We start from the raw sequence: 20,451 nt of genomic DNA, 5'->3' as shown, positions 1-20,451 counted from the left end.
GGAGATGCGCATGTTCGAGCGGTTCACCGACCGTGCCCGCCGGGTGGTCGTGCTGGCCCAGGAAGAGGCCCGCATGCTCTCCCACAACTACATCGGCACCGAGCACATCCTGCTCGGTCTCATCCACGAGGGCGAGGGCGTCGCCGCCAAGGCCCTGGAGAGCCTCGACATCTCTCTGGAGGCCGTGCGCGCCCAGGTCGAGGAGATCATCGGGCAGGGCCAGCAGGCGCCGTCCGGCCACATCCCGTTCACCCCGCGCGCCAAGAAGGTGCTGGAGCTGTCGCTGCGCGAGGCGCTGCAGCTCGGTCACTCCTACATCGGCACCGAGCACATCCTGCTCGGGCTGATCCGCGAGGGCGAGGGCGTGGCCGCCCAGGTGCTCCAGAAGCTCGGCGCCGACCTCAACCGCGTGCGTCAGCAGGTCATCCAGCTGCTCAGCGGCTTCCAGGGCAAGGAGTCCAGCGCGTCGGCGCAGGCCGCGACGTCGGGTGGCGGCGAGTCGCCGTCCAGCTCGCTCGTGCTCGACCAGTTCGGTCGCAACCTCACCCAGGACGCCCGTGACGGCAAGCTCGACCCCGTGATCGGTCGCGAGACCGAGATCGAGCGCGTCATGCAGATCCTCAGCCGCCGCACCAAGAACAACCCGGTGCTCATCGGCGAGCCGGGCGTCGGCAAGACCACGATCGTCGAGGGCCTGGCCCAAGACATCGTGCGCGGTCACGTGCCCGAGACGCTGAAGGACAAGCACATCTACACCCTCGACCTCGGCGCGCTGGTGGCGGGCTCCCGCTACCGCGGTGACTTCGAGGAGCGGCTGAAGAAGGTGCTCAAGGAGATCAAGACCCGCGGCGACATCGTGCTGTTCATCGACGAGATCCACACCCTCGTCGGTGCCGGTGCGGCCGAAGGCGCGATCGACGCCGCCAGCATCCTCAAGCCGATGCTGGCCCGCGGCGAGCTCCAGACCATCGGCGCCACCACGCTCGACGAGTACCGCAAGTACCTCGAGAAGGACGCCGCCCTCGAGCGTCGCTTCCAGCCCATCCAGGTCGCGGAGCCGACCATCGCGCACACCATCGAGATGCTCAAGGGCCTGCGCGACCGCTACGAGGCGCACCACCGCGTCACCATCACCGACGAGGCGCTGGTCTCGGCGGCGACGCTGGCCGACCGCTACATCTCCGACCGGTTCCTGCCCGACAAGGCCATCGACCTGATCGACGAGGCCGGCTCGCGGCTGCGCATCCGCCGCATGACCGCACCCGCCGACCTGCGCGAGTACGACGACAAGATCTCCGAGGTGCGCCAACGCAAGGAGGCCGCCATCGACGGGCAGGACTTCGAGGCCGCCGCCTCCCTGCGCGACGAGGAGAAGCAGCTCACGCTGAAGAAGGCCGAGCGCGAGAAGCAGTGGCGTTCGGGCGACATGGACGAGGTCGCCGAGGTCGACGAGGAGCTCATCGCCGAGGTGCTCGCCGTCGCGACCGGCATCCCGATCGTGAAGCTCTCGGAGGAGGAGTCCACGCGGCTGCTCAAGATGGAGGACGAGCTGCACAAGCGCGTCATCGGTCAAGACGAGGCCGTCAAGGCGCTCTCCCGGGCGATCCGGCGCACGCGTGCCGGGCTGAAGGATCCCAAGCGCCCCGGTGGCTCGTTCATCTTCGCCGGCCCCTCGGGTGTCGGAAAGACCTGGCTGAGCAAGTCGCTCGCGGAGTTCCTCTTCGGCGACGAAGACGCGCTCATCCAGCTCGACATGAGCGAGTTCTCCGAGAAGCACACCGTGTCGCGCCTCTTCGGTTCGCCCCCGGGCTACGTGGGCTACGAGGAGGGTGGACAGCTCACCGAGAAGGTGCGCCGCAAGCCGTTCTCGGTGGTGCTCTTCGACGAGGTCGAGAAGGCCCACCCGGACATCTTCAACAGCCTCCTTCAGATCCTCGAGGAGGGTCGCCTGACCGACTCCCAGGGCAAGGTGGTCGACTTCAAGAACACCGTCATCATCATGACCACCAACCTCGGCACGCGCGACATCGCCAAGTCGGTGCACCTCGGCTTCAGCCAGGCCGGTGACGCCGCGGGCAGCTACGAGCGCATGAAGAGCAAGGTCTCCGACGAGCTCAAGGTGCACTTCCGCCCCGAGTTCCTCAACCGTGTCGACGAGGTCATCGTGTTCCCGCCGCTCAGCCAGGAGCAGATCATCTCGATGGTCGACAACATGATCGCCGCCGTCGAGGTGCGCCTGCGCGACCGCGACATGGGCATCGAGCTCACCCAGAACGCCAAGGATCTGCTCGCCGAGAAGGGTTTCGACCCGGTGCTCGGGGCGCGACCGCTGCGGCGCACGGTGCAGCGCGAGATCGAGGACGTCTTGGCCGAGAAGATGCTCTACGGCGAGGTCGGCCCGGGTCAGATCGTGCTGGTCGACATCGAGGGCGAGGGCGCCGAGCGCACCTTCACGTTCGCCGGGCAGAAGGTCAACGCCCTGCCCGACATGCCCCCGCTCGAGACGGCGGGTGCTCCCGAGGGCGCCGACCTCACCAAGCCCAGCGACGAGACGCCCGGCCCGGCCGACGTCCCGAAGTCCGGCGGCGCCGAGGCCTGACCGCCCCGCTCAGCGAGCGCGAGCCCGCGTCCTCCTCGAAGGGGAGGGCGCGGGCTCGCGTCGTCATGGCCCTCTCCGCGGCGAAGCCTTCGGGCGAGCCTCAGGGCAGGGCGTAGGTCTCGGGGCTCGTACGGACGGCGAGCCCGTCGGCCACGAGCGAGACCAGGCAGCGTTCGCGCTGGTCGGCCAGGGTGGCCGTGCCCGACCATGCGGCCTCCAGCGCGCTTCGGTGCACCGGCCCGTCGGCATCGCGCAGCACCGCCATGAGCCGCCCGCGGCACTGCCGGTCGGTGCCGGCCCACGCCTGCCCCCGCCGGGGAGGGCCGTCGTAGGCCGGGAAGCCGGCCAGCCGCCAGGCGCACTGGTCTGCCAGGGGGCATTCGCCGCATCGAGGTGCCCCGGCGGTGCACACCAGCGCTCCCAGCTCCATCACCGCCACGGCCCAGGTGGCCGCGGTGCCGACGGGGTGCGGCGGCTCGTCCGGCACCACGGACGCCGCCCGCTCGCGCTCGGCCCGGTTCAGCGAGGTGGCCGGGAACTCGACGCCGCCGAGCACCCGACCGAGCACCCGCCGCACGTTCGTGTCGAGCACGACGTGGCGGCGTCCGTAGGCGAAGGAGGCGACCGCGGCCGCGGTGTACTCGCCCACCCCGGGCAGGGCGAGCAGGTCGTCGAGGTCGGCCGGCACCTCGCCGTCGTGCCGCTCGGCGATCGCCACGGCGGCGGCGTGCAGCCTCAGGGCGCGGCGTGGGTACCCGAGGCGTCCCCATGCGCGCACCGCCTCGCCCGTGGGCTCGACCGCGAGCGCGGCCGGTGTCGGCCACCGCTCGAGCCAGGCCTGGTGCACGGGCAGCACCCGCTTGACCGGGGTCTGCTGGAGCATCAGCTCGCTCACCAGCACCGACCACGCCGAGGCCTCCGGACGGCGCCACGGAAGGTCGCGCGCATGCGTGGCGTACCAGGCGAACACGGGTACGTGCAGGGAGGTCTTCGCAGCGTTCTGCGGGAGGCTCTGGGGAGGATGCGCGGGCATGGCGCCACCATTGTGCGGGCCCTCCCCAGGGGTGCACCGCCCGACCCTGCGGCGACCTATCGTCGCGAGCATGGCGAAGCAGAGCAGTGACGACCCCGGGCCCAGCGTCAAGGACGCCGAGCTGTACGAGAAGCTGCGCGACGAGGGCAACAGCAAGGAGAAGTCCGCCCGCATCGCGAACGCCGCCGCGGCGTCGTCCCGGTCGGAGGTGGGCAGCAGGGGCGGCCAGTCGCCGGCCTATGAGGAGTGGACGGTCGAGGAGCTGCGTGAGCGAGCCTCCGAGGTCGACGTCGAGGGTCGCTCGTCGATGACGAAGGCCGAACTGATCGACGCGTTGCGCAAGCACTGACCGCGCGACGCCCGCCGGAGTGCCTCCGCCGTCGCCGCCTCCCGGCTGGGTAGCGTTCGGGAGTGCCCTCCGCCCGCCCCTCGCAGCAACGGCCCCGGCCGCCGCGTGCGCCGGTGCCGCAGGCCGTCTACTGGCGCCGTAGGGCGGTCGTGCTGGTGGCCGTGCTGGCTCTGGTGGGCGGGCTCACCGGGCTGTTGCGGCTGATCACCGGTACCGGTGGTGGGGCCGAGCAGGCCACGCAAGCCGGTGCGCGCACGACGCCCGGCCCGACGTCCGACACCTCCTCCGGGCCCGCCACGGCCACCGGGAGCGCGAGCGCCGAGCAGCGCGGTGCCGACGGGTCGAAGAGAGGCGGCAAGGAGGAAACGGCCCCGCCGGCCCAGCCGAACGGCGAGTGTGCGCCGAGCGACATCTCGGTGCGACCCGTGGTCGACGGGGCGGTCGAGGGCGAGCCGGTCTCGCTGCGTCTCGTGATGCGCACGAAGGTGTCTCCCGCGTGCACCTTCGAGGTGACTCCGCGCAGCATCACAGTCAAGATCACCTCGGGCAGCGACGACATCTGGAGCACCCTGGAGTGCTCGCAGGCGGTGCCGAAGAAGGATCTGGTGTTGCGCAGCGCGCAGGCGAGCACGGTCTCGATCCAGTGGGGTGCCAGGCGCTCGGACGGCGAGTGCAGCCGCTACTCGGCCTGGGCGCTGCCCGGCTACTACCACGTCGAGGCCGCGGCTCTCGGCGGCGAACCCCGCGACCGGCAGTTCCGGCTACTCTCACCCGATCAGGCCCTGGAGTCCGGGTCGGGTCGGAGCAACGCTGAAGGCTCGGCCAGGAGCACCGACTCGGCGTCGAAGCAGGACCAGAAGCAGGACCAGAAGCAGGGCCAGAAGCAGGACCAGAAGCAGGACTAGGGCGATCGAGAGAAGGGGCGTTGAGTGGCGGTGGCGGATCGACCGGTACGCGTGAGCGTGCTCAACGACTACGACATCATCGTGCAGGGTCTCTGTGGCCTCCTCGCGCCGCACTCCGAGCGAGTCGAGGTGGTCGAGCTCGTCGTCGGTGACGTCGAGAAGGCCGACGACGGCAGCCGGGTCGACCTGGTGCTCTACGACACCTTCGGTCAGCAGCAGTGCAACGTGCTCGACGTGCAGCGGCTCTCGCAGACCACCGGGGCCAAGGTGGTCGTGTTCAGCTGGAACGTCGACCCCACGCTCGTGCGCGAGGCCATGCGCCGCGGAGCGGCGGGCTACCTCGAGAAGAGCCTCTCGGGGGCCGCGCTCGCGAACGCCCTGGTGCGCATCCACCAAGGTGAGCGGCTCCAGCCCAGCGTCGACCGCGTCGTGGAGAGCAACGGCGATTGGCCCGGGCGCGCGCAGGGCTTGTCGGCCCGCGAGGGCGAGATGATGGCGCTGATCGCCCAGGGGCTCTCCAACCAGGAGATGGCCGAGCGCGCCTATCTCTCCGTGAACTCGGTCAAGACCTACGTGCGCACCGCCTATCGCAAGCTCGGCCTCAGTCGCCGCTCGCAGGCCGTGCGATGGGGCATCGAGCACGGCTTCCTGCCCGACGCGACCAGGCGTGAGGACGTGGCGCCGGGGGCTTGACGGGCCTGGGTGGGCCATCCTTCCACCAACAATCCACAGAGATTCCACAAGCCTTGGACGGGCCTGCCAAGCCCTCACTCATCGGGGTGAAAGCGCAGGTCAGGACGGGATATGAGGTCTGTCGGCAGTTAGGTTCGAGGCATGAGCGGCTCTCGACCAGTGCGTGTTGCCCTCATCGACAATTTCGAGGTGTCGGTGGCTGGGCTCCGGTCTCTGCTGGCGCCCTATGCGGGTCGGGTCAGCCTCCTCGATACCGAGTCCGCCGCGCTCCGGCCGACATCGGTCGACGTCGTGCTCTACGAGCCGGTGCGCCAGTCGCCCACCAGCCAGACGCTGCTGCGCGACCTCATGCGCAGCTCGCGCAGCACGGCCGTGGTCTACTCCTGGCGCGACCCCGACACCGACCAGCGCGGCTCGTTCGCAGGTCATCTGTCCAAGGCGCTGCCCGCGGCCCAGCTCGTGATGGCCATCGAGGCCTACCACGACGGCACGGCGAGGGTGCCGGGGCGCATCCCGCCCGACCAGGGCGCGCTGCACCTGATCAGCGACGCGTCGCCGCGCGACTTCGCACTGACCACCCGCGAGGCGGAGATTCTCTCGCTGGTCACGCAGGGGCTCACGAACTCCGAGATCGGTGCGCAGCTGTACCTGAGCATCAACTCGGTCAAGACCTACATCCGCGCCGCCTATCGCAAGATCGACGTCACCAGGCGCGCCCAAGCGGTGGCCTGGGGCATGGAGCACGGCCTGGCCCCCTTGGCCCACCTCGAGCAGGCGGACGACGACGGGCCGTCCGTCTTGCTGGGGGGTGAGGATGTGCCGGAGGATTCTGCCGACCCATCTCACCCCCAGGAGGCGTCAGTCGCGCTGTCCTGACTGACTCGTCGGGTCTGCGAGCCCGCCCACGGCGCCAGCGCCGTCCTGCTGAGCGGCGCCAAGGTCACGTGCGGCTCACGTGTGCGCCGCACGCTTGTGGGCCGAACAGAGCGCTCAGGTCGCGGTGCCGGCGCCCTGCGTGGCCGTTTGAGTGGCCGTTCTGAGTGGCCAGGTGGCGCGGGTCGCGATCTCAGCCACAGCGCAGAGGGTGCGCACCAGTGGGCCCCGTGGGACTCGAACCCACAACCAAGAGAGTACGCGCAGAGCGATCACTCGACTTCACGCTCGACCACGTTGTGCCTGCTCATAGCGCATGTGCCGCTCATAGGGCACACTCCGAGTCACTCCCAATCAGGGGGATTCCGGGGGGTTTCCGGGGGATTTGTGGGGGACGATCTGTCCCGTGATGAGAGGACGGCAGCATGACTACGACGACGATGGTGCTCGGCTCGCACTTTGCGGTGCTCGACCCGCTCACCGGGGACGGCGCTCTCGTGCTGCCACACCCCGACCGCGACCTCGCCTTGGTCGACGGGGAGCCGACGCTCAACCACGCCGACCTTGTGGCCGCGCTTGACCGGCTCGACGCGCTCGGGTGGGAGCTGAGCCGAGGGGAGGACTACGTGCCGGGATCGTGGGTGAGCGATGCCTGCCTGGAGGGCTGGACGCTCGACGGCCGCCCCCTTGTCGGGCTGTACGGACGAGAGCCGGTGCATGCCGACCTCACGTTGAGCGAGCGCGTCGAGGCGTTCGAGGAAGTACGGAGGCTCGCTGGGGTGGTCGAGGTCGCCTAGCGGGGCCGTCAGGGCTGACACCGCTGTCGGCTCGACCGGGTACAAGTGGACGCCGACGAAGCCGCGACGAGAGGAGAGATAGACATGGCCGAGACGACCGAGGGGTTCGACCCGTTCGAGGCGCTTGCTGCCAACATGCAGAAGGCGCTGCCGGCCAGAGCTGAGGCTGTGCGGGGCATCGACTGTGCATTGGAGAAGCTGTGGGGGGTCATCAACGTGTGGCCCGACGAGGGCAACGGTCTGTCGCTGGAGGAGATGGATGCTGTCGGGGATGCGTACAACCTGCTCCAGTCGCTGACCCCGCTCCGCGAGCGGAGCGATGCTGCCGAAGACTGGGAGGCGCTGCACGCCCTCCGACAGCGAACGCAGGCTGAGGACGAGCGCGCTGCCATCGACGCACGTATCGAGGTGCTCACTGCTCGCCTGGACGCCTACGAGACGGACGGCTACGAGCCTGCACCTGACCTCGAAGCGATCCGCGCCGAGGTGCTCTAGCCGCAGAGCCCTCTCAGAAAAACAGAACACGTCCTCTCGCTGGAGCAGGGGTCTGGTTGGGGTAGATGCCTCAGTCAGGCCCCTGCTGGCGTCTGCGGGGGCGCTGAGCGAGGCGGCCCGAGAGCGGCCCGAGAGCCGCGAGAGGTGTCCGGGTGACCCGTCGTGGTCGAGCGTGGCAGCCCTGTCGGTGCGTCGGGTTACGTTGCCGGGGATGAACAGCTCGCAGCACCCCACCGAGAGGGTCGAGCGACTCTAGGGCCGTAGGAGGGTCCGGTGTCGCTCTGGTCGAGCGACCCCACCGAAGGAGGCCCACCCATGCCCACCCCCACGAGCACCACCACCCCGCTGCACCCGAGCACGAGCACCGACCTCATGCCGGCCAAGGCGCTGGCGGACCGATGGGACACCACGGTGAAGGTGTTGGCGAACCGACGATCCGCGGGCCAGGGACCGCCGTACGTGAAGGTGCACTCACGGATCTTCTATCGGTTCGGTGATGTGCTCGCCTATGAGCAGGCCGGCTACGTCGAGCCCCTAGCCGCGAGGTGACGGCAACGCGGGGTGCCCGCAACCCGAAGTTCGTGTGGCAGGACGCGTTCATCGAGCGAGGCCCCAGCGCGAACGCCGGGTACCTCGGACTCGTGATGTCGACCTACGACAACGGCGACGGCAAGGACTTCTTCGTCAGCCAGGAGCAGTTGGCTAACCGCACCAAGCTCTCCGAGCGCACCGTGTTCACCCACCTCAAGGCGCTCGTGCACGACGGGTGGGTCGAGGTCTTAGAGAAGGGCGGGCGCGCTGGCGCGTACAGCAAGGCGACCACGTATCGGCTCCGCATTCCCACTGGGGGCCTGGCCGAGGAGTCGGACACTGCTCGCCGGGGAGCCGAGTCGCACGGCGGAGACGTGGCGAGGCCGGTGACCGGGATGGCGGGGAAGGACGAGCAGAGCGAGCAGCCCGAGCGGTCTCGCGTCGAGGTGCCTGCCGTTGCCACCGGCGAAGGGCGTCGAAGCCTGGCGTCTGTCAGCGAAGCCAGGGCGCGCCGAGCAGCCGAGCGCGAGGAGCACCGGAGCGCGAGGACGACCCTGAGCCGATGGGCCTGAGCTGGAGCGCTTCCCAACCCGCAACCTCGCGTCCCCAACTCGCAGGATGACGTTCCCCAGCCCGCAACACGTTGCGAGCCACTAGACCCTGACTACTACACCCTTCCTCACTAGACCCTCTAGGTCACTGCACCGGCGAGGTGGAGGACAGCCCCTCCATCGGGCTCAACCCCGCCGACGCGCCAAGCCGCTAGCGCGCTACCCAGTCTTGGCCCCCATGTGGGTGGCCTTGGTTCCGCATGTCCAGAACACCGACAGATAGGAGAACAACATCACCAGATCAACAACCAACCGTCGTAGACCAGATAAGCCAGCAGGGCCGAGAGCAGTGGATCGACTTCCTGCGGCTACCAGCTCTCCAGACACCTCGCCGCTGCCGCGAAGCGCGATCCGCAGGGGAGTCTGTATCGGTTGGCTCACTGTCCTTGCCGATCCACCCGCCGGCGTGGCTGCTCGCGCTCTGTGCCGGTGCATGTGTGGCAGCAGCGTGCATCCCGAAGTCCGGCACGTCGCGTCCGGAGCCGTGCGCTCCTGCGGGTCGCTGTCAGTGCACGGCAGCCACTGATCCTCACCGAGCCGAACCGCGCTCACCCACCCAACCCACCAAGGAGGCACACCACATGACCGCCAAGAAGTTCAGCACCATCCTCGCCGCCGCTGAGAAGGCCGCAGAGCCCACCATCCTCGCCACCCAGGAGGCCCACGCCGCTGCCCTGGAGCGGCAGCGCAACGCCGACCCCGACCTCGAAGCCGCCGAAGACCGTCTAGCCGACATAGAGGGCTCATGGAGGCGAGGTGAGGACGAGTACAACACCACCCAGCACAGCGAGGCCGTCTCCGCCGTCAAGCGCGCAGAGCTGCGCAAGGCCGGCGCGAAGCGCGCCATCGGAGACGCCCAGCGTCGCCTGCTGTCCACCGACGTGCGACTCGCCAGCGCCCTGACTGGAGCCCTCGGCATCGTCCTGCCCGGAGTCACCATCGTCCCGACCTTCGTGGTCCCGAAGGACGCCGCCAAGGCCAGCGACCTGCCCGTCTGCCTCATCGTGCAGAGCAAGGAGACCGAGCTGAGGAAGAACGGCACGGTCGCAGGCCACGTCGAGGTCGTCTACTTCCGCGATAACATCCACCGGCCCCTGGACGCCCGAGAGGTCGAGCGAGCGTGTGACCGGCTCGGGCTGCACGTCGATGCCCAGGGCTTCGTGTCCTCCACTGAGAACCGCGACACTCTGCGGCTGGTCGTCAACAGCGCGCACGAGTCCGACCCGGTGCTGGCCAAGGTGGGACGCCCCGAGGTGCTGACCGGCAAGGTTGCTCACGCGCTGGCCGATGCGGTGCGCTACGGCACCAGCACGGTCGCTCACAGGGGCGATGACAACCTCTGGGCGAGCAGTCACCTGGAGGTGCTGCCGATGGACTCCACCATCGTCGCTGAGGAGGTCACCGAGGACGGTCGCCGCACCCTCACGGTGCGGGGCACTCTCGGTGTGCGCCTGCTCAAGAACTGCGACCCCCTCGCCGCCCTGGACGGCGTGCTCACCGAACTCGACCGTGGCCGCTTCGTCTCCGGGCTGGGGATGCTCACCTCGGTACGCCTGCTGCCTGCCGGCGAGGTTGAGACCGAGGCCTCCAAGGTGGCCCAGCAGATCGCCCGTGCCGGAGGTGAGCGGCTCGACGCCTCGCGGCTCGGGTTCGAGGCCCTTGACCACAACGCCTACACCTTCGAGGCCGTGCTCTCCTCTCGCACCGATCCGGCCAACGTCACGACCGGCAAGGCCGCGTGACCTAGCGGCCACCTGACCCGCCACCGAGGCCGAGAGGCCGTGGAGCGCACACAGAGCGCCCGCGGACCCCTCGGTGGCCCTCCGGCACCCCGTGAGCCTGCCCGTGCCTCCAAGCGGGCCACAGAGTGCCCCACAGACCCTCGCGCCACCGCCTCCTGCGGCGTGGGGGTCAACCCCGAGCAGGACCGGCTGGCCCCTTCCTCCGGCTGGCCCTGCTCGGGGCTCGTGGGCTCACTGGGCGTGCTCAAAGTCTGTTCAGCGCACTCGCCGAGCGCCTAGACTCCACGGATGCCGAAGACCTTGCCGTCACTCGTGCCCCTCTTGGTCGCTCTGATCGTGGCCGCTGCCCTGTTGTCTCTCATGGGCTTCGGCGTGGGCGCTCCTGAGCTTGGCGGCATTCTCCTGGCCGTGGTTGTCGGAGCGATGGTGACCGTTCGCGTTCGCCGCTCCGCTCTCTAGCCGTTCTCGGGACACCCGCCACCCCCGGACACGGCAAGGCGGCATAGAGCCTTCCCGCGCCCCTCCTAGACCCCCTCATGAGGCCCCAGGGGGCTCTGTAGGCCCAGATCCCAGCGACTCTGGAACCATGGCAGGACCAGAGGTGCCAAGGACACCCGGTAGAGGCTCCGTCTCGAAGCGGGGTCCTACCCCCCCTGCTGCCAGGTGCTGCCGCTGAGGCCGACGGCCCCTCCGCCCCCTCCGCCGTCTCGTTCGTCAGCCGGTGCTGGGCGAGTCCTTTGCCGTCGTGAGTCCTCGGGATGCGGGTGAGAGGACAGGCAGGGCTCTGCCCGTGCCAGCTCGAAGGGTCGAGAGATCAAACCTTGTATCTGTTCCCCGCATTGGGTAGGTTGCCGATGACGCGACGAGAGAAGAGTGAGCACGAGCATGGCGAGGCCCCGCACCACCATCGGCACCAGCGGCACGATCACCGTGGTGGCCCAGGTCTGCGACGAGTCCGGTAGGTGGGTTACGGCTCCAGCCGGCACGAAGCCGCAGCGCTACCGCGCTCGCACCAAGTACCGCGACCGCGACGGCAAGCTGCGAGACGTGGAGCGCTTCGACTCCACGAAGGCGAAGGCAGAACAGAAGTTGAAGGCTGCTCTAGTCGAGCGGCAGGCCCCGTCTACCGGGGGAGCAGGTCTGACATCGAACAGCACACTGGGCACGGCTGTGGCTCACTGGCTGGAGCAGCAGGCTCGACCAGAGAGCGACCTCTCGCAGAACAGCCTGGACCAGTACCGAGGCACTGTGAAGCGCTACGTCACGGGTAGTCGCGTGGAGAACCTGACTCTGCGCGAGGTCAACCGCGTCGCCGTGCTGGAGGACTGGCTCCAGTCTGTAGCCGACGAGCACGGCGCAGGCTCGGCGAAGTCTGCTCGCTCTGTGGTGTCCGGGGTGTTGAGCATGGCTGTCCGATACGACCTGCTCGACACGAACGCGATCCGCGAGGTGAGGCCGGCCAAGGCGAAGAAGCGCCGTGGGGTGAAGCAAGACAAGGAGCGAGCCCTGACACGCAAGGAGCGTGACGCCGTGCTCGCTGCCGCCGACGAGCACGAGTCAGAGCACCACCTCGACGTGGCCGACGTGGTGTGGTGGATGGCCGGCACGGGGGTCCGCATCGGTGAGGCGCTGGGCCAGCAGTGGGACGACGTGTCCTTGGCCGATGGCACCGTGCTCGTGCGAGGCACCAAGACCGAGAGCAGTACCCGTGTCCTGACTCTGCCGCCGTGGCTGGCTGAGCGGATGCGCGGACGCGCTGCGCGCACCGGCACCAGCGGCCACGTGTTCGCCTCGCCGGGTCGCTGGGGCGTGCCCGACACCACGAAGCCCCGCGACCGTCGCAACCTCTACCGGGAGATGCGAGCGATCTTCGACGCCGCTGGCTGCGACTGGGCCACCTCCCACACTCTGCGGAGGACCGTCGCGTCGCTCATCGAGCAGAGCGGGGGAGGCATCGAGCTAGCTGCCCGCGTGCTCGGGCACTCGAACCCGGCCATGACGGCGAGCGTCTACCTGAACCGCAAGGCCGACACCAGTGCGGCTGCGGAGTACCTATGACTGGGGGTCGGCTCGGTCCAATCCGGGGGGTAAATGGGGGATCTGGAGGGTTCTGGACGAAGCCGAAACCCTCCGTTGCAGGTCAGAGGGCACATGGGTGGGCCCCGTGGGACTCGAACCCACAACCAAGAGATTAAAAGTCTCCTGCTCTGCCGATTGAGCTAGAGGCCCGGGCTATGGAAAGAACCCTGGGAACTTCTGTGGGAAGAACCCTGGGATCAACCCATACCCTGATGATCGTATCGAGGGGGGCACCAGGTGCACTCGTGGCCTACGGCCTGCCGTCCGGCCTGTCGCGGTCGCCGCAATTCAACACGATGCCGATCTTCTTGCGAGCGGCGACGGACGCCGTGACAGGCGGTCGTTGCTCTGGCGCGACGACGCAACGTCCGCCACGACCCGATCGACCGGGGTATTCGCGACGGGGCGTGGTCGAGTACTCGACCACGACGGCGGGCCAATCGGTCGGTTGGACCGCTTTGGACGGCCGCCGGTAATCAGTCCATCGGACCGCTGCGGCCAGCCGCTGGCGCGCATGCCACGAGGCTTCCGTGGACGGCCCCTCATTGGAGCGAACGAGCGTCGTCGCGGCAGGTGAGCGCACTCGGCTGCAAGTATGGCGAGGTGGACCTCTCCCTTCTCCATGACCTGGTCGCCGCGCGCGAGAACCGCTGGCAGCGAGAGGGCTTCGAGCACGAATTCGCTGACGGTCCGATGACGGACAAGCCTGCGTCTTGGCTTCGACTAGACCTGAGGGGCGCGCTAGGGCAGCTGACGGTCTGGGTGTCAGGTGAGGCTGAGATGGACTGGGGCATGCCTGACAAGGGCGGCGAGCGGCACTACGACCTGAGTTCCGTGGGCGACCTAGAGCGATGCGTCGATGACCTCGAAAGAAGGTTGTGGGCATTGGCGCGGTGACCGCTCATCGGCCTGACCGCGATGCGGTAGAAGCGGTCGTGCGCTGCGAGAGAATGACGTCGTGTACCCGAGGCCGCTGAGTACCCGTGAGCGCGATGTGCTGACTGCGTTGCTCGCCGTCGACTTCGAGGGCGTCGAACGCCTGCGCGAGCAGGCTGCAGGCGTCCAGGTCCTGGGGAAGTGTGGATGCGGTTGCCCATCCATCGACTTCTTCTCGGGGCCGAACGACGGTATGGAAGCGGTCGTAGATGCGCAGGTTCGCGATTCCAAGACGTTCGACGGACTGTTCCTGTACACGATCGACTCTCCGGGGCTGGGCGAGGTTCTCGGCGGCATCGAGTGGCAAGGGCAGGACGATAAGTCTCCGGCCGAGTTCCCGCCGCCGGAGAGCCTTCGGATCACGCCTGAACGCTCGTAGCACCGTTTCCCGGCGTACCGGGCTGCGGCAAGGCCGGGAACTCGGAGACTCTGTCATCATTCTTGTGTGGACGTCTGGGAGCACGGTGGCAGGAAGTTCGAGGTCGTCATGGCGTCTGACCTTGACCGCGACGGTATGGCGTTGGAACTCACCGACTTGGCGGACGCACCCGGGGTTGGGCCTGTTCTTGAAGCGTTCTGGCACGACTCTGCTCCTGGGTTCGACTTCATCGTCCACCGCCCAACGGTCGTGCCCTTGCCTGTCATCGAGAGGTTCGTGAACGAAGCAAGTCGACTGCTGCCGCCAGTGCAACAGAGATAGAGCGACGCCCGCTCATCGGCTAGATGGGTGCACTTCGGCATTGACATGGACGTGCCCGGTAGCCCGACATACACCCCTCGACTTGTCTGTTGCCCGACGGAGGAGGTGGGCGCGTAGGGCGGGGGTATCGATGCTGTGCTGACTACTTCGTCGCGTTTGCGATCAGCGTCTCGACCCTGGTGTGCAGGGCGACGAGCGTGATGCCTCCCTGTCGGGCGGCCCGGGCTGCTGAGGCGAGGTCGGTTGCGTCCTTGAGGATGCTCCACAGTCGCAGCGAGCCAGCCGTTAGTCCCGGGGCCTGCGCGAGCCCTGCGAGCTTGATCGCCTTCTTGACCTGCTGGTCGGTGCTGGCGGCTGCGGAGTTGCTGGTGAGGGCCTGCGTTCCGGTGTAGAGCACCGAGTCGTCCTCGTGGACGGGGCGCAGTGCCGATCGCTCGGCCTTCCAGGCGCTGAGCGCGGTGGTGGCCCAGTGGTCCATTGTGACGGTGCGCGCTGCGATGTTCATCCCGGCGCGGTCGTTCAGGCTTGTGCGACCCGCGAGCGTGAGGTCGTCGGAGGCGCAATTATGCCACAGCACCTGGGGGGCCTCGGCTGTGGTCGCGGTGCTGCTGCAGATGGCCACGCAGGCTGTTGCGAGGTATTGGCGACGCTGGCTTTGGACCATGCGGCTGGCGAGACGGATGAGGAGCACTTCGTCGTGGGTCGCACTCCGCACGTGCGCACGACCGGCGCTGGTCGGATAGGCGGATCCGGGCAGTGTCAGCGGGGCCGCCGGCTCGATCATCCGCGCGTCCTCGAGAGCGAGGTAGGTCCCGTTGATCACGTTGTGACGCAGGAGAACCTCCTCGAAGGTCGGCGCGGCGTGTCCGGCGGGGTTGGTGGTGGCGAAACGGGTCAGTGTCTCCTCGTCGGCGGTGTGGACGGTGAAACCAGCCTTCGTGAGCTGCTCGAGCAGACCGGCCAGGACGCCGCCCATCGTCGCGACTACGTCGGCGGGGAGGCTGAACTGCTTCCACACCCCCAGGACACAGGCGAGGACGTCGGCGGCGCGACCCACGCTCAGGCCCGCGATGTCGAGGGGGTGGTCGGGTGCGTCGTGGGGCCGGAACGTGGAGTCGGTGCGGCTCACGAGCACGCTGTAGTTGAACTCGGCGACGGCTGCAGCAGCGGTGGCGGTGGCGGCGGTCATGGTGCTCTCCTGTGTTTGGGTGGCGGAGACCGTGACTGTCTGGTGCTGGAGCGGCTGCGCAATCGCTGCCATCGGGGCGGGCAAGAACTTTTCGTCAGCCGGTGCGGGGTGCGCGCAGGGTCTTGATGGGACCGTGCTGGAGCGTCTGACGTTCGACATCAGTGGTCCGGCCGGCGGTGAGGCTCGCAGGGGCGGAGGTAGCGGCGGGGACCGTTTGGACAGGGGTGATGGAGGCGCGGGAGTCGGCTGTGCTGGTGACGGGCAGCCATGCCTCCAGGGTGCGCAGGTGAGCTGCCTGGGCTGCCTTGCGCTGCTCGAGCGGCTTCTTCTTCACCCCCGACAGGTCCGGCGGGTCCATGGCCGCGAGGATGGCTCGGAACTCCTCGGCGTGGGATGGGTGGCGGTAGGCCAGGTGGGCCCAGGCTTCGCTGTTGTGGAGCAAGGCGAGGGCGATGAGGTCGAACACTTGTGCGTCGCGGCCCCAGCTGGCGGCGAGGTCGTGGCGGTAGTAGCGCTTCTCGGCCCAGGAGAAGAACGACTCCGACTGGTTGCGCGTCCCCATCACCTCTGGGTAGTTCTTGGTGATGTCGGGGATGGGACGGATGTTGGCGATGGGCAGCCGCCAGCTGACGTTTCCGCGTGAGTCGGGCTCGGTGTAACGCAGATCCTGGGTCATCGAGAACTCCCCGGCCGTGACCGCCGTGACTGCAGCGGCCGGTCAGGGTGAGCAGGAACCAGTACTTGTCTTCGCTGTCGCGGTATCGCTCGAGCCCGGTCGAGGTGAGCGGTCGGATCTTCTTCGGGTACCCGCCCATGAGGACCGGGTTGTCGACCTCGTAGACGCCGCCGTCGTCTGCGGCGAGGTGGTGCTGGTGAGGGCTCCCCCCGAGGTGGCACTCGACATCGGGCAGAGGCGTGACCCAGGTGCGCTTGCTCATGCCCTTCTTGTTGCCGTAGCGGTGCCTGCCCTCTCCGGTGGTCGTGGTGGTGGCGGGGTCGAAGTCGTCGGCACGTGACTCCCCGGCCCCGGCGCTGAGCTTCCGCCCGCGCGCGTGGTTGGCGTTGACGCAGAGGGTGCCGTGGCGAGCCATCAGCGCTTGCGCGTTGACGGGGGTGAGAGCTCCGTCGTAGACGAGGACCGGGATCTGGTCGCCAAGAGCCCTGTAGACGCGGTGGAACATCCGCATGGCTACGGTGATCTCGGCCTCGTGGGCTGTGCCGATGTCGACGCCGAGCACGGTCCGCGTGTAGGTGTCTTCACCTTTCGTGCTGGCCGCGACGTTGTAGAGGCCCTCGCGCGATCCCGAACGCTTGCTGTTCTGCTGTTGCGGCTCGTGGATGCGGCTGGCGCGCGCATTGTTCGGCTTGGCTCGGGAGTTCTGGTAGGTCAGCTGGTGGTTGCCGTCCTTGTCGGTGTCGACGATGGCCCGAACGTTCGAGGGCGCGTTACGCACGGTCCCGTCGCCGGAGACGATGTGGTGGACCAGCGGATTCAGCAGATCGATGGGCCGGTCGCCGACCTCGGACCGGCGCACGGCGAGTGCGAGCGGCACGCTGGCATCGGTGAACCGCTGCAGGAGCAGCCCCATCTGTGCTTCGCGGTCGATGACCGCGTTGGTGCGCCACGAGTTGTAGGAGGCCATCGCGACTCCTGCCTTGGCAGGCAGCGAGATGCCGTGCTCGAAGTAGAACTCCTTCGCGACCTCGGTCCACACGGTGTCGTTGTTGAGAGTCGCGATGAGCTCGTCCATGCTGGCGAGCTCTCGCCCAGCGGCGGCGAAGAACAACCAGAACTCGTCCGGGTAGGCGGCCGGCCGGCCCACGCGCGGGGCGATAGCAGCCGCCATCGCCGTGAGGAGCGGGCTGCGGATTAGGTAGCGCAGGACGTCGAGGATGAAGTGTCCGCCGCCGCGTCCTTCGCGTGCGCGCCGAGGGCCGGGCAGGTTGAGTTCGAGGATGCTGGGACGGTCGTCGTGGGTGAAGGTGAGGCGCTGGGTGTGGCGGCTCACCTGTGGGCTGCGCTTCGTGGCGGTACGGGTCGTGCCGGTCACCGGTGGGCCTTCCGTCGTGGGTGGTCGACGGCGGAAGGTCGGGCGCGAGCGAGGCTACGCAATCGCGACCGGCCGCGGCCCCGTAGCGGGGCGCGGCCGGTCGCGTGCGTCGAAGCGGTGTAGGGCGAAGGGGAGCGGGTCAGGCGGCGTCGAGCATCCTCGATGGGCTACCGGTGAGTCCCTGGCTGCCGGTGTGGCCCTGGGTGCCGGTAGTGCGTCCGGCGGCTCGGTAGGCGTTGGTGGTGTTGTTGAGGACCGCGAAGCACAGCACGTCGAGGAGTTGGCGTTGCCCGCCGAGGCTCATGGCGCGGTCGACGAGCAGGGTCCGTTTGAGCTGGCTGTTGAACGACTCGGAGTCGTTGCGCAGGCCGTAGAGGCGTGCGAAGTCGTCGTCGCCCTGGGCGATGACACGGACGGCGTCGGCGCGTGCGTGCTCGGTGTCGCCGTGCTCGGCGTGCGGGGTGACCCAGGCGAGGAAGTCGCCGCCGGGGCAGGGCACTTCGTAGGCGACGTTGAAGTGGTAGCGGCCGCTGCGCCGTCGCGGCCTCTTCACCTGGCGGCGCACGAGCCGGTGTCGGGGCACGGGTGTGCCGGTCTCGTCGAGGGCGAACTCGTGGACGGCGCCGTCGATGGCGGCGAGGTGGTGGGTGCACGGCCCGGTCGGGGTGTCGTGCTCCCAGGTGCCGAGCATGTGCCAGCGCTGTTGCTCGCTGTCGCGGGCGGCTCGGGTGCGGCCGTGGGTGCCGTGGACCTTGTTGATGACCAGGACGCCGCATTCGGTCATGAGGTGGTCGATGTGGGTGCCGCGGACGGCGCCGTCGTAGACGAAGGCCTGGACGCCGTTGCCGAGCAGTGGGTGGATGCGCTGGAAGCAGGCCACGGCGGTGTCGGCCTCCTGGCCGGGGCGGGGGACGCGGTCGACGGCGAGGACGACGCGCTGGTGGGGCTGGTCGCCGCGAGCGTAGAGGCCGACGTAGTTCTGGCCGTGCACGGACCCGGTGTGGCCGTGGTAGTCCGCGGCGTCGGGGTCGAACCGTCGTCGTGGTGCGTCGATGGGGGTGCCGTCGGTGTCGAGGTAGGTGATGGTGACCTCGCCGGTGTCGGGGTCGGTGGCGCGTCTGGCTGCCGGTGGCCGGTACAGGGGCCGGATGACGGTGCCGTCGCCGTAGACGACCCGGGTGGGGCTGGGGTGGCACAGCGACCCGTCGCCGGTGGGGCGAAGGAGTCCGAGCGTCCGGGCCTGTTCGACTGCGGTCTCGCTGAAGACGTCTTGGAGGCGGCGGAGGATCTCGGGGTCGGTGAAGTAGCGGTTGCGGGCGTTCTTCCACGCGGCCCAGTCGGGTGGGCGGATCGGGTTGCCGGCAGGGATGTCGAGGTCGGGGTGTGCGGCGCGTACTGCGGAGACGGTGTCGAGGATCCGCTGCCAGACGCCGGGGCTGGCGAGCTCGGCTTCGGTGCGTGCGCCGGAGCGGAAGATCCGGGCCAGGATTCCGTAGCCGAGCAGCGCCCATGCCGGATGGAGAGGGGGCCGACCGACCGGTTGGCGGTAGGGCACCTCGGCGGCCAGCCGGAAGAGGGTCGGCTGGGAGAACACCGCCTCGATCTGCTCCGCGTTGGTCAGGACCTGGGTACGTACGACGCGAAGGCGGGTCATCGGAAGTCCTCTCGGAGGGTGACGAGGCTGAGGTGACGATCGGTCCCGAGAGGGGCGGCGCCGGGGCCGACGTCTGCGTGTGCTGATGCGCCTCGCGCGCTGCCCGTGCACGTTGCGACGGCCGAGGTCATAAGCACCGGATCGGGTGCGGTGCCGGGCGAGGGGGCGGGCGAGGGGTCGGGCGAGGGGTGACGCCAGTCCAGAGCGATGTCCTCGGCGGTGGCGTCGAGTGAGCGATGCCCCAGCAGGCGGGCGACAGCCTCCACCGGTGTGCCGGCGTCGTAGGCGCTACGGCCGGTCCAGTGGCGCAGTGATGCCGGGCGGATGTCGCTCTCGCGGAGTAGGCCCGCGGAGTCCAGGACCTGCCGTAGCGCGTTGCACACGCTGGCCTGGGCTTTCGCGCCTCCTGGTGGCGCGTGACCGCCGTAGGCCAGCAGCGCCTCGGAGCCGTATGTGTGCTGCAGGAGGGCGGCTCGTTCCCGCAGGATGATCGAGCCCCACACGGTCAGGGTCGCGGTGCGGGCGTCATGTCGGCGGGTTCCTGGCAGACGGACCCGACGGGGGTTCTGGGGGTCGTCCAGGTCGCAGACTCGGATCTGAGTGATCTCGCTGCTCACGGCGGTCGCCTCGCCCAGCGCCCACGCGGTCGCGCGCAGCGAAGCGCTGGGGCCGCGCGTCGCCCGGGTCGAGGCACGGCAGAGCGTGATTTCGTCGTCGCTGAGGGGTCGCGCGACACGAGACCCACGTGGAGGCAGGACGACGTCGAGAGTGGGATCGCCTGCTGCGAGGCGGAGTCGGCGTGCGGTGCGGTACAGCGTCCGCAGCGCGGTGCGCCGCGCATGCCGGGTGGCCAGCTCAGGCTCACGACCGTGCCGGGTCGGGGCGGTGATGAACGCGTGAGCATCCGCCGCGCTCGCCGCGGCTAGCCGTGGCACCCCGCGGGCCGTGGCGTGAAGCACGAACCTGGTGACCGTCTCGCTCATCCGAGTACGGGTCTGCTCGGTGTGCTCGGCAGAAGCCGTCCACTCCTCGAGGACCTGGTTCACCTCCGTTCCCAGGGCGACGGGCTTCCGATCCGGATCGCCTGTTGTGCCAGGCGCCTCGGAGGAGGTGGGCGGGGCCGTCAGGGCGGATGGGGGAGCGGTGGCGGCGGGGCGTGGTGTGGCGATGCGACGTGGCACGAGGGCCTCCTGCGTCGGGATCCGGATCAACCG

General features: G+C 69.0%; 22 protein-coding genes and 1 tRNA gene. 17 read left to right on the top strand and 6 right to left on the bottom strand.

Features of this window, described 5'->3' with window-relative positions; translation table 11 throughout:
• Positions 1-10 precede the first annotated feature (10 nt).
• Positions 11-2,599 (top strand): ATP-dependent Clp protease ATP-binding subunit, encoded by a 2,589-nt coding sequence (locus ISG29_RS12980; protein WP_194503869.1) that lies wholly within the window; start codon positions 11-13, stop codon positions 2,597-2,599.
• Positions 2,600-2,699: 100 nt separating this feature from the next.
• Here ISG29_RS12980 and ISG29_RS12975 read toward each other — a convergent pair whose 3' ends face one another.
• Positions 2,700-3,632 carry an A/G-specific adenine glycosylase gene (locus ISG29_RS12975; protein ID WP_194503868.1) on the bottom strand — a complete coding sequence of 311 codons (933 nt, stop codon included), beginning with the start codon at positions 3,630-3,632 and terminating at the stop codon, positions 2,700-2,702.
• 70 nt (positions 3,633-3,702) lie between these two features.
• On the opposite strand from ISG29_RS12975, the gene ISG29_RS12970 reads away from it, so the two are divergent.
• From ISG29_RS12970 to ISG29_RS21685, 11 genes are all read left to right on the top strand, one after another.
• Positions 3,703-3,981 (top strand): DUF7218 family protein, encoded by a 279-nt coding sequence (locus ISG29_RS12970; protein WP_194503867.1) that lies wholly within the window; start codon positions 3,703-3,705, stop codon positions 3,979-3,981.
• Between the two features lie 62 nt (positions 3,982-4,043).
• Positions 4,044-4,886, top strand: a complete 843-nt coding sequence (locus tag ISG29_RS12965; protein WP_194503866.1) for a hypothetical protein — start codon at positions 4,044-4,046, stop codon at positions 4,884-4,886.
• 51 nt (positions 4,887-4,937) lie between these two features.
• On the top strand, positions 4,938-5,579 hold the full coding sequence (locus tag ISG29_RS21690) for a response regulator transcription factor (protein WP_328829044.1): 642 nt from the start codon (positions 4,938-4,940) through the stop codon (positions 5,577-5,579).
• A 141-nt stretch (positions 5,580-5,720) separates the two neighbouring features.
• On the top strand, positions 5,721-6,455 hold the full coding sequence (locus tag ISG29_RS12955) for a response regulator transcription factor (RefSeq protein ID WP_194503865.1): 735 nt from the start codon (positions 5,721-5,723) through the stop codon (positions 6,453-6,455).
• A 422-nt stretch (positions 6,456-6,877) separates the two neighbouring features.
• On the top strand, positions 6,878-7,249 hold the full coding sequence (locus ISG29_RS12950) for a hypothetical protein (protein WP_194503864.1): 372 nt from the start codon (positions 6,878-6,880) through the stop codon (positions 7,247-7,249).
• Between the two features lie 45 nt (positions 7,250-7,294).
• Positions 7,295-7,744 carry a hypothetical protein gene (locus ISG29_RS12945; RefSeq protein ID WP_207793096.1) on the top strand — a complete coding sequence of 150 codons (450 nt, stop codon included), beginning with the start codon at positions 7,295-7,297 and terminating at the stop codon, positions 7,742-7,744.
• A gap of 315 nt (positions 7,745-8,059) precedes the next feature.
• Entirely contained in the window at positions 8,060-8,293 is a 234-nt protein-coding gene (locus ISG29_RS12940; RefSeq protein ID WP_194503862.1) for a DNA-binding protein, read from the top strand.
• On the top strand, positions 8,290-8,847 hold the full coding sequence (locus tag ISG29_RS12935) for a helix-turn-helix domain-containing protein (protein ID WP_194503861.1): 558 nt from the start codon (positions 8,290-8,292) through the stop codon (positions 8,845-8,847). The genes ISG29_RS12940 and ISG29_RS12935 overlap by 4 nt, the downstream gene beginning before the upstream one ends.
• A gap of 620 nt (positions 8,848-9,467) precedes the next feature.
• On the top strand, positions 9,468-10,628 hold the full coding sequence (locus tag ISG29_RS12930; protein ID WP_194503860.1) for a hypothetical protein: 1,161 nt from the start codon (positions 9,468-9,470) through the stop codon (positions 10,626-10,628).
• A 288-nt stretch (positions 10,629-10,916) separates the two neighbouring features.
• Positions 10,917-11,087 (top strand): hypothetical protein, encoded by a 171-nt coding sequence (locus ISG29_RS12925; RefSeq protein ID WP_194503859.1) that lies wholly within the window; start codon positions 10,917-10,919, stop codon positions 11,085-11,087.
• A 414-nt stretch (positions 11,088-11,501) separates the two neighbouring features.
• Entirely contained in the window at positions 11,502-12,686 is a 1,185-nt protein-coding gene (locus ISG29_RS21685; RefSeq protein WP_194503858.1) for a tyrosine-type recombinase/integrase, read from the top strand.
• A gap of 98 nt (positions 12,687-12,784) precedes the next feature.
• Here the strand turns inward: ISG29_RS21685 and ISG29_RS12915 are convergent.
• Positions 12,785-12,857, bottom strand: a tRNA-Lys gene (locus ISG29_RS12915).
• A 423-nt stretch (positions 12,858-13,280) separates the two neighbouring features.
• Here ISG29_RS12915 and ISG29_RS12910 point away from each other — a divergent pair.
• The 3 genes from ISG29_RS12910 to ISG29_RS12900 all read left to right on the top strand — a co-directional run bounded on the left by ISG29_RS12910 (position 13,281) and on the right by ISG29_RS12900 (position 14,343).
• On the top strand, positions 13,281-13,604 hold the full coding sequence (locus ISG29_RS12910; RefSeq protein ID WP_194503857.1) for a hypothetical protein: 324 nt from the start codon (positions 13,281-13,283) through the stop codon (positions 13,602-13,604).
• A gap of 61 nt (positions 13,605-13,665) precedes the next feature.
• A complete protein-coding gene (locus ISG29_RS12905) occupies positions 13,666-14,022 on the top strand; it encodes a hypothetical protein (protein WP_194503856.1) in 357 nt (118 codons plus the stop codon).
• Positions 14,023-14,088: 66 nt separating this feature from the next.
• Positions 14,089-14,343, top strand: coding sequence for a hypothetical protein (locus ISG29_RS12900; RefSeq protein ID WP_194503855.1), 255 nt, complete (start codon positions 14,089-14,091; stop codon positions 14,341-14,343).
• Positions 14,344-14,485: 142 nt separating this feature from the next.
• Here ISG29_RS12900 and ISG29_RS12895 read toward each other — a convergent pair whose 3' ends face one another.
• A complete protein-coding gene (locus tag ISG29_RS12895) occupies positions 14,486-15,532 on the bottom strand; it encodes a hypothetical protein (protein ID WP_194503854.1) in 1,047 nt (348 codons plus the stop codon).
• A gap of 94 nt (positions 15,533-15,626) precedes the next feature.
• Positions 15,627-16,208 carry a hypothetical protein gene (locus tag ISG29_RS12890; RefSeq protein ID WP_194503853.1) on the bottom strand — a complete coding sequence of 194 codons (582 nt, stop codon included), beginning with the start codon at positions 16,206-16,208 and terminating at the stop codon, positions 15,627-15,629.
• A 16-nt stretch (positions 16,209-16,224) separates the two neighbouring features.
• Between ISG29_RS12890 and ISG29_RS12885 the strand changes: the two genes are divergently transcribed.
• Positions 16,225-16,548 carry a hypothetical protein gene (locus ISG29_RS12885; RefSeq protein ID WP_194503852.1) on the top strand — a complete coding sequence of 108 codons (324 nt, stop codon included), beginning with the start codon at positions 16,225-16,227 and terminating at the stop codon, positions 16,546-16,548.
• Between the two features lie 63 nt (positions 16,549-16,611).
• Positions 16,612-17,406, top strand: a complete 795-nt coding sequence (locus ISG29_RS12880; protein ID WP_194503851.1) for a hypothetical protein — start codon at positions 16,612-16,614, stop codon at positions 17,404-17,406.
• Positions 17,407-17,722: 316 nt separating this feature from the next.
• Here ISG29_RS12880 and ISG29_RS12875 read toward each other — a convergent pair whose 3' ends face one another.
• Both ISG29_RS12875 and ISG29_RS12870 read right to left on the bottom strand, forming a co-directional pair.
• A complete protein-coding gene (locus tag ISG29_RS12875; RefSeq protein ID WP_194503850.1) occupies positions 17,723-19,237 on the bottom strand; it encodes a hypothetical protein in 1,515 nt (504 codons plus the stop codon).
• Positions 19,234-20,283, bottom strand: a complete 1,050-nt coding sequence (locus ISG29_RS12870; protein ID WP_194503849.1) for a tyrosine-type recombinase/integrase — start codon at positions 20,281-20,283, stop codon at positions 19,234-19,236. Before ISG29_RS12870 ends, ISG29_RS12875 begins: the two co-directional genes overlap by 4 nt.
• Positions 20,284-20,451: the final 168 nt, after the last annotated feature.

This window comes from Nocardioides acrostichi (genome assembly GCF_015319165.1).
GTDB lineage: Bacteria > Actinomycetota > Actinomycetes > Propionibacteriales > Nocardioidaceae > Nocardioides > Nocardioides acrostichi.
The sequence above is the reverse complement of the archived record's forward strand: the minus strand, read 5'-3'. Positions and strand labels throughout refer to the sequence as shown.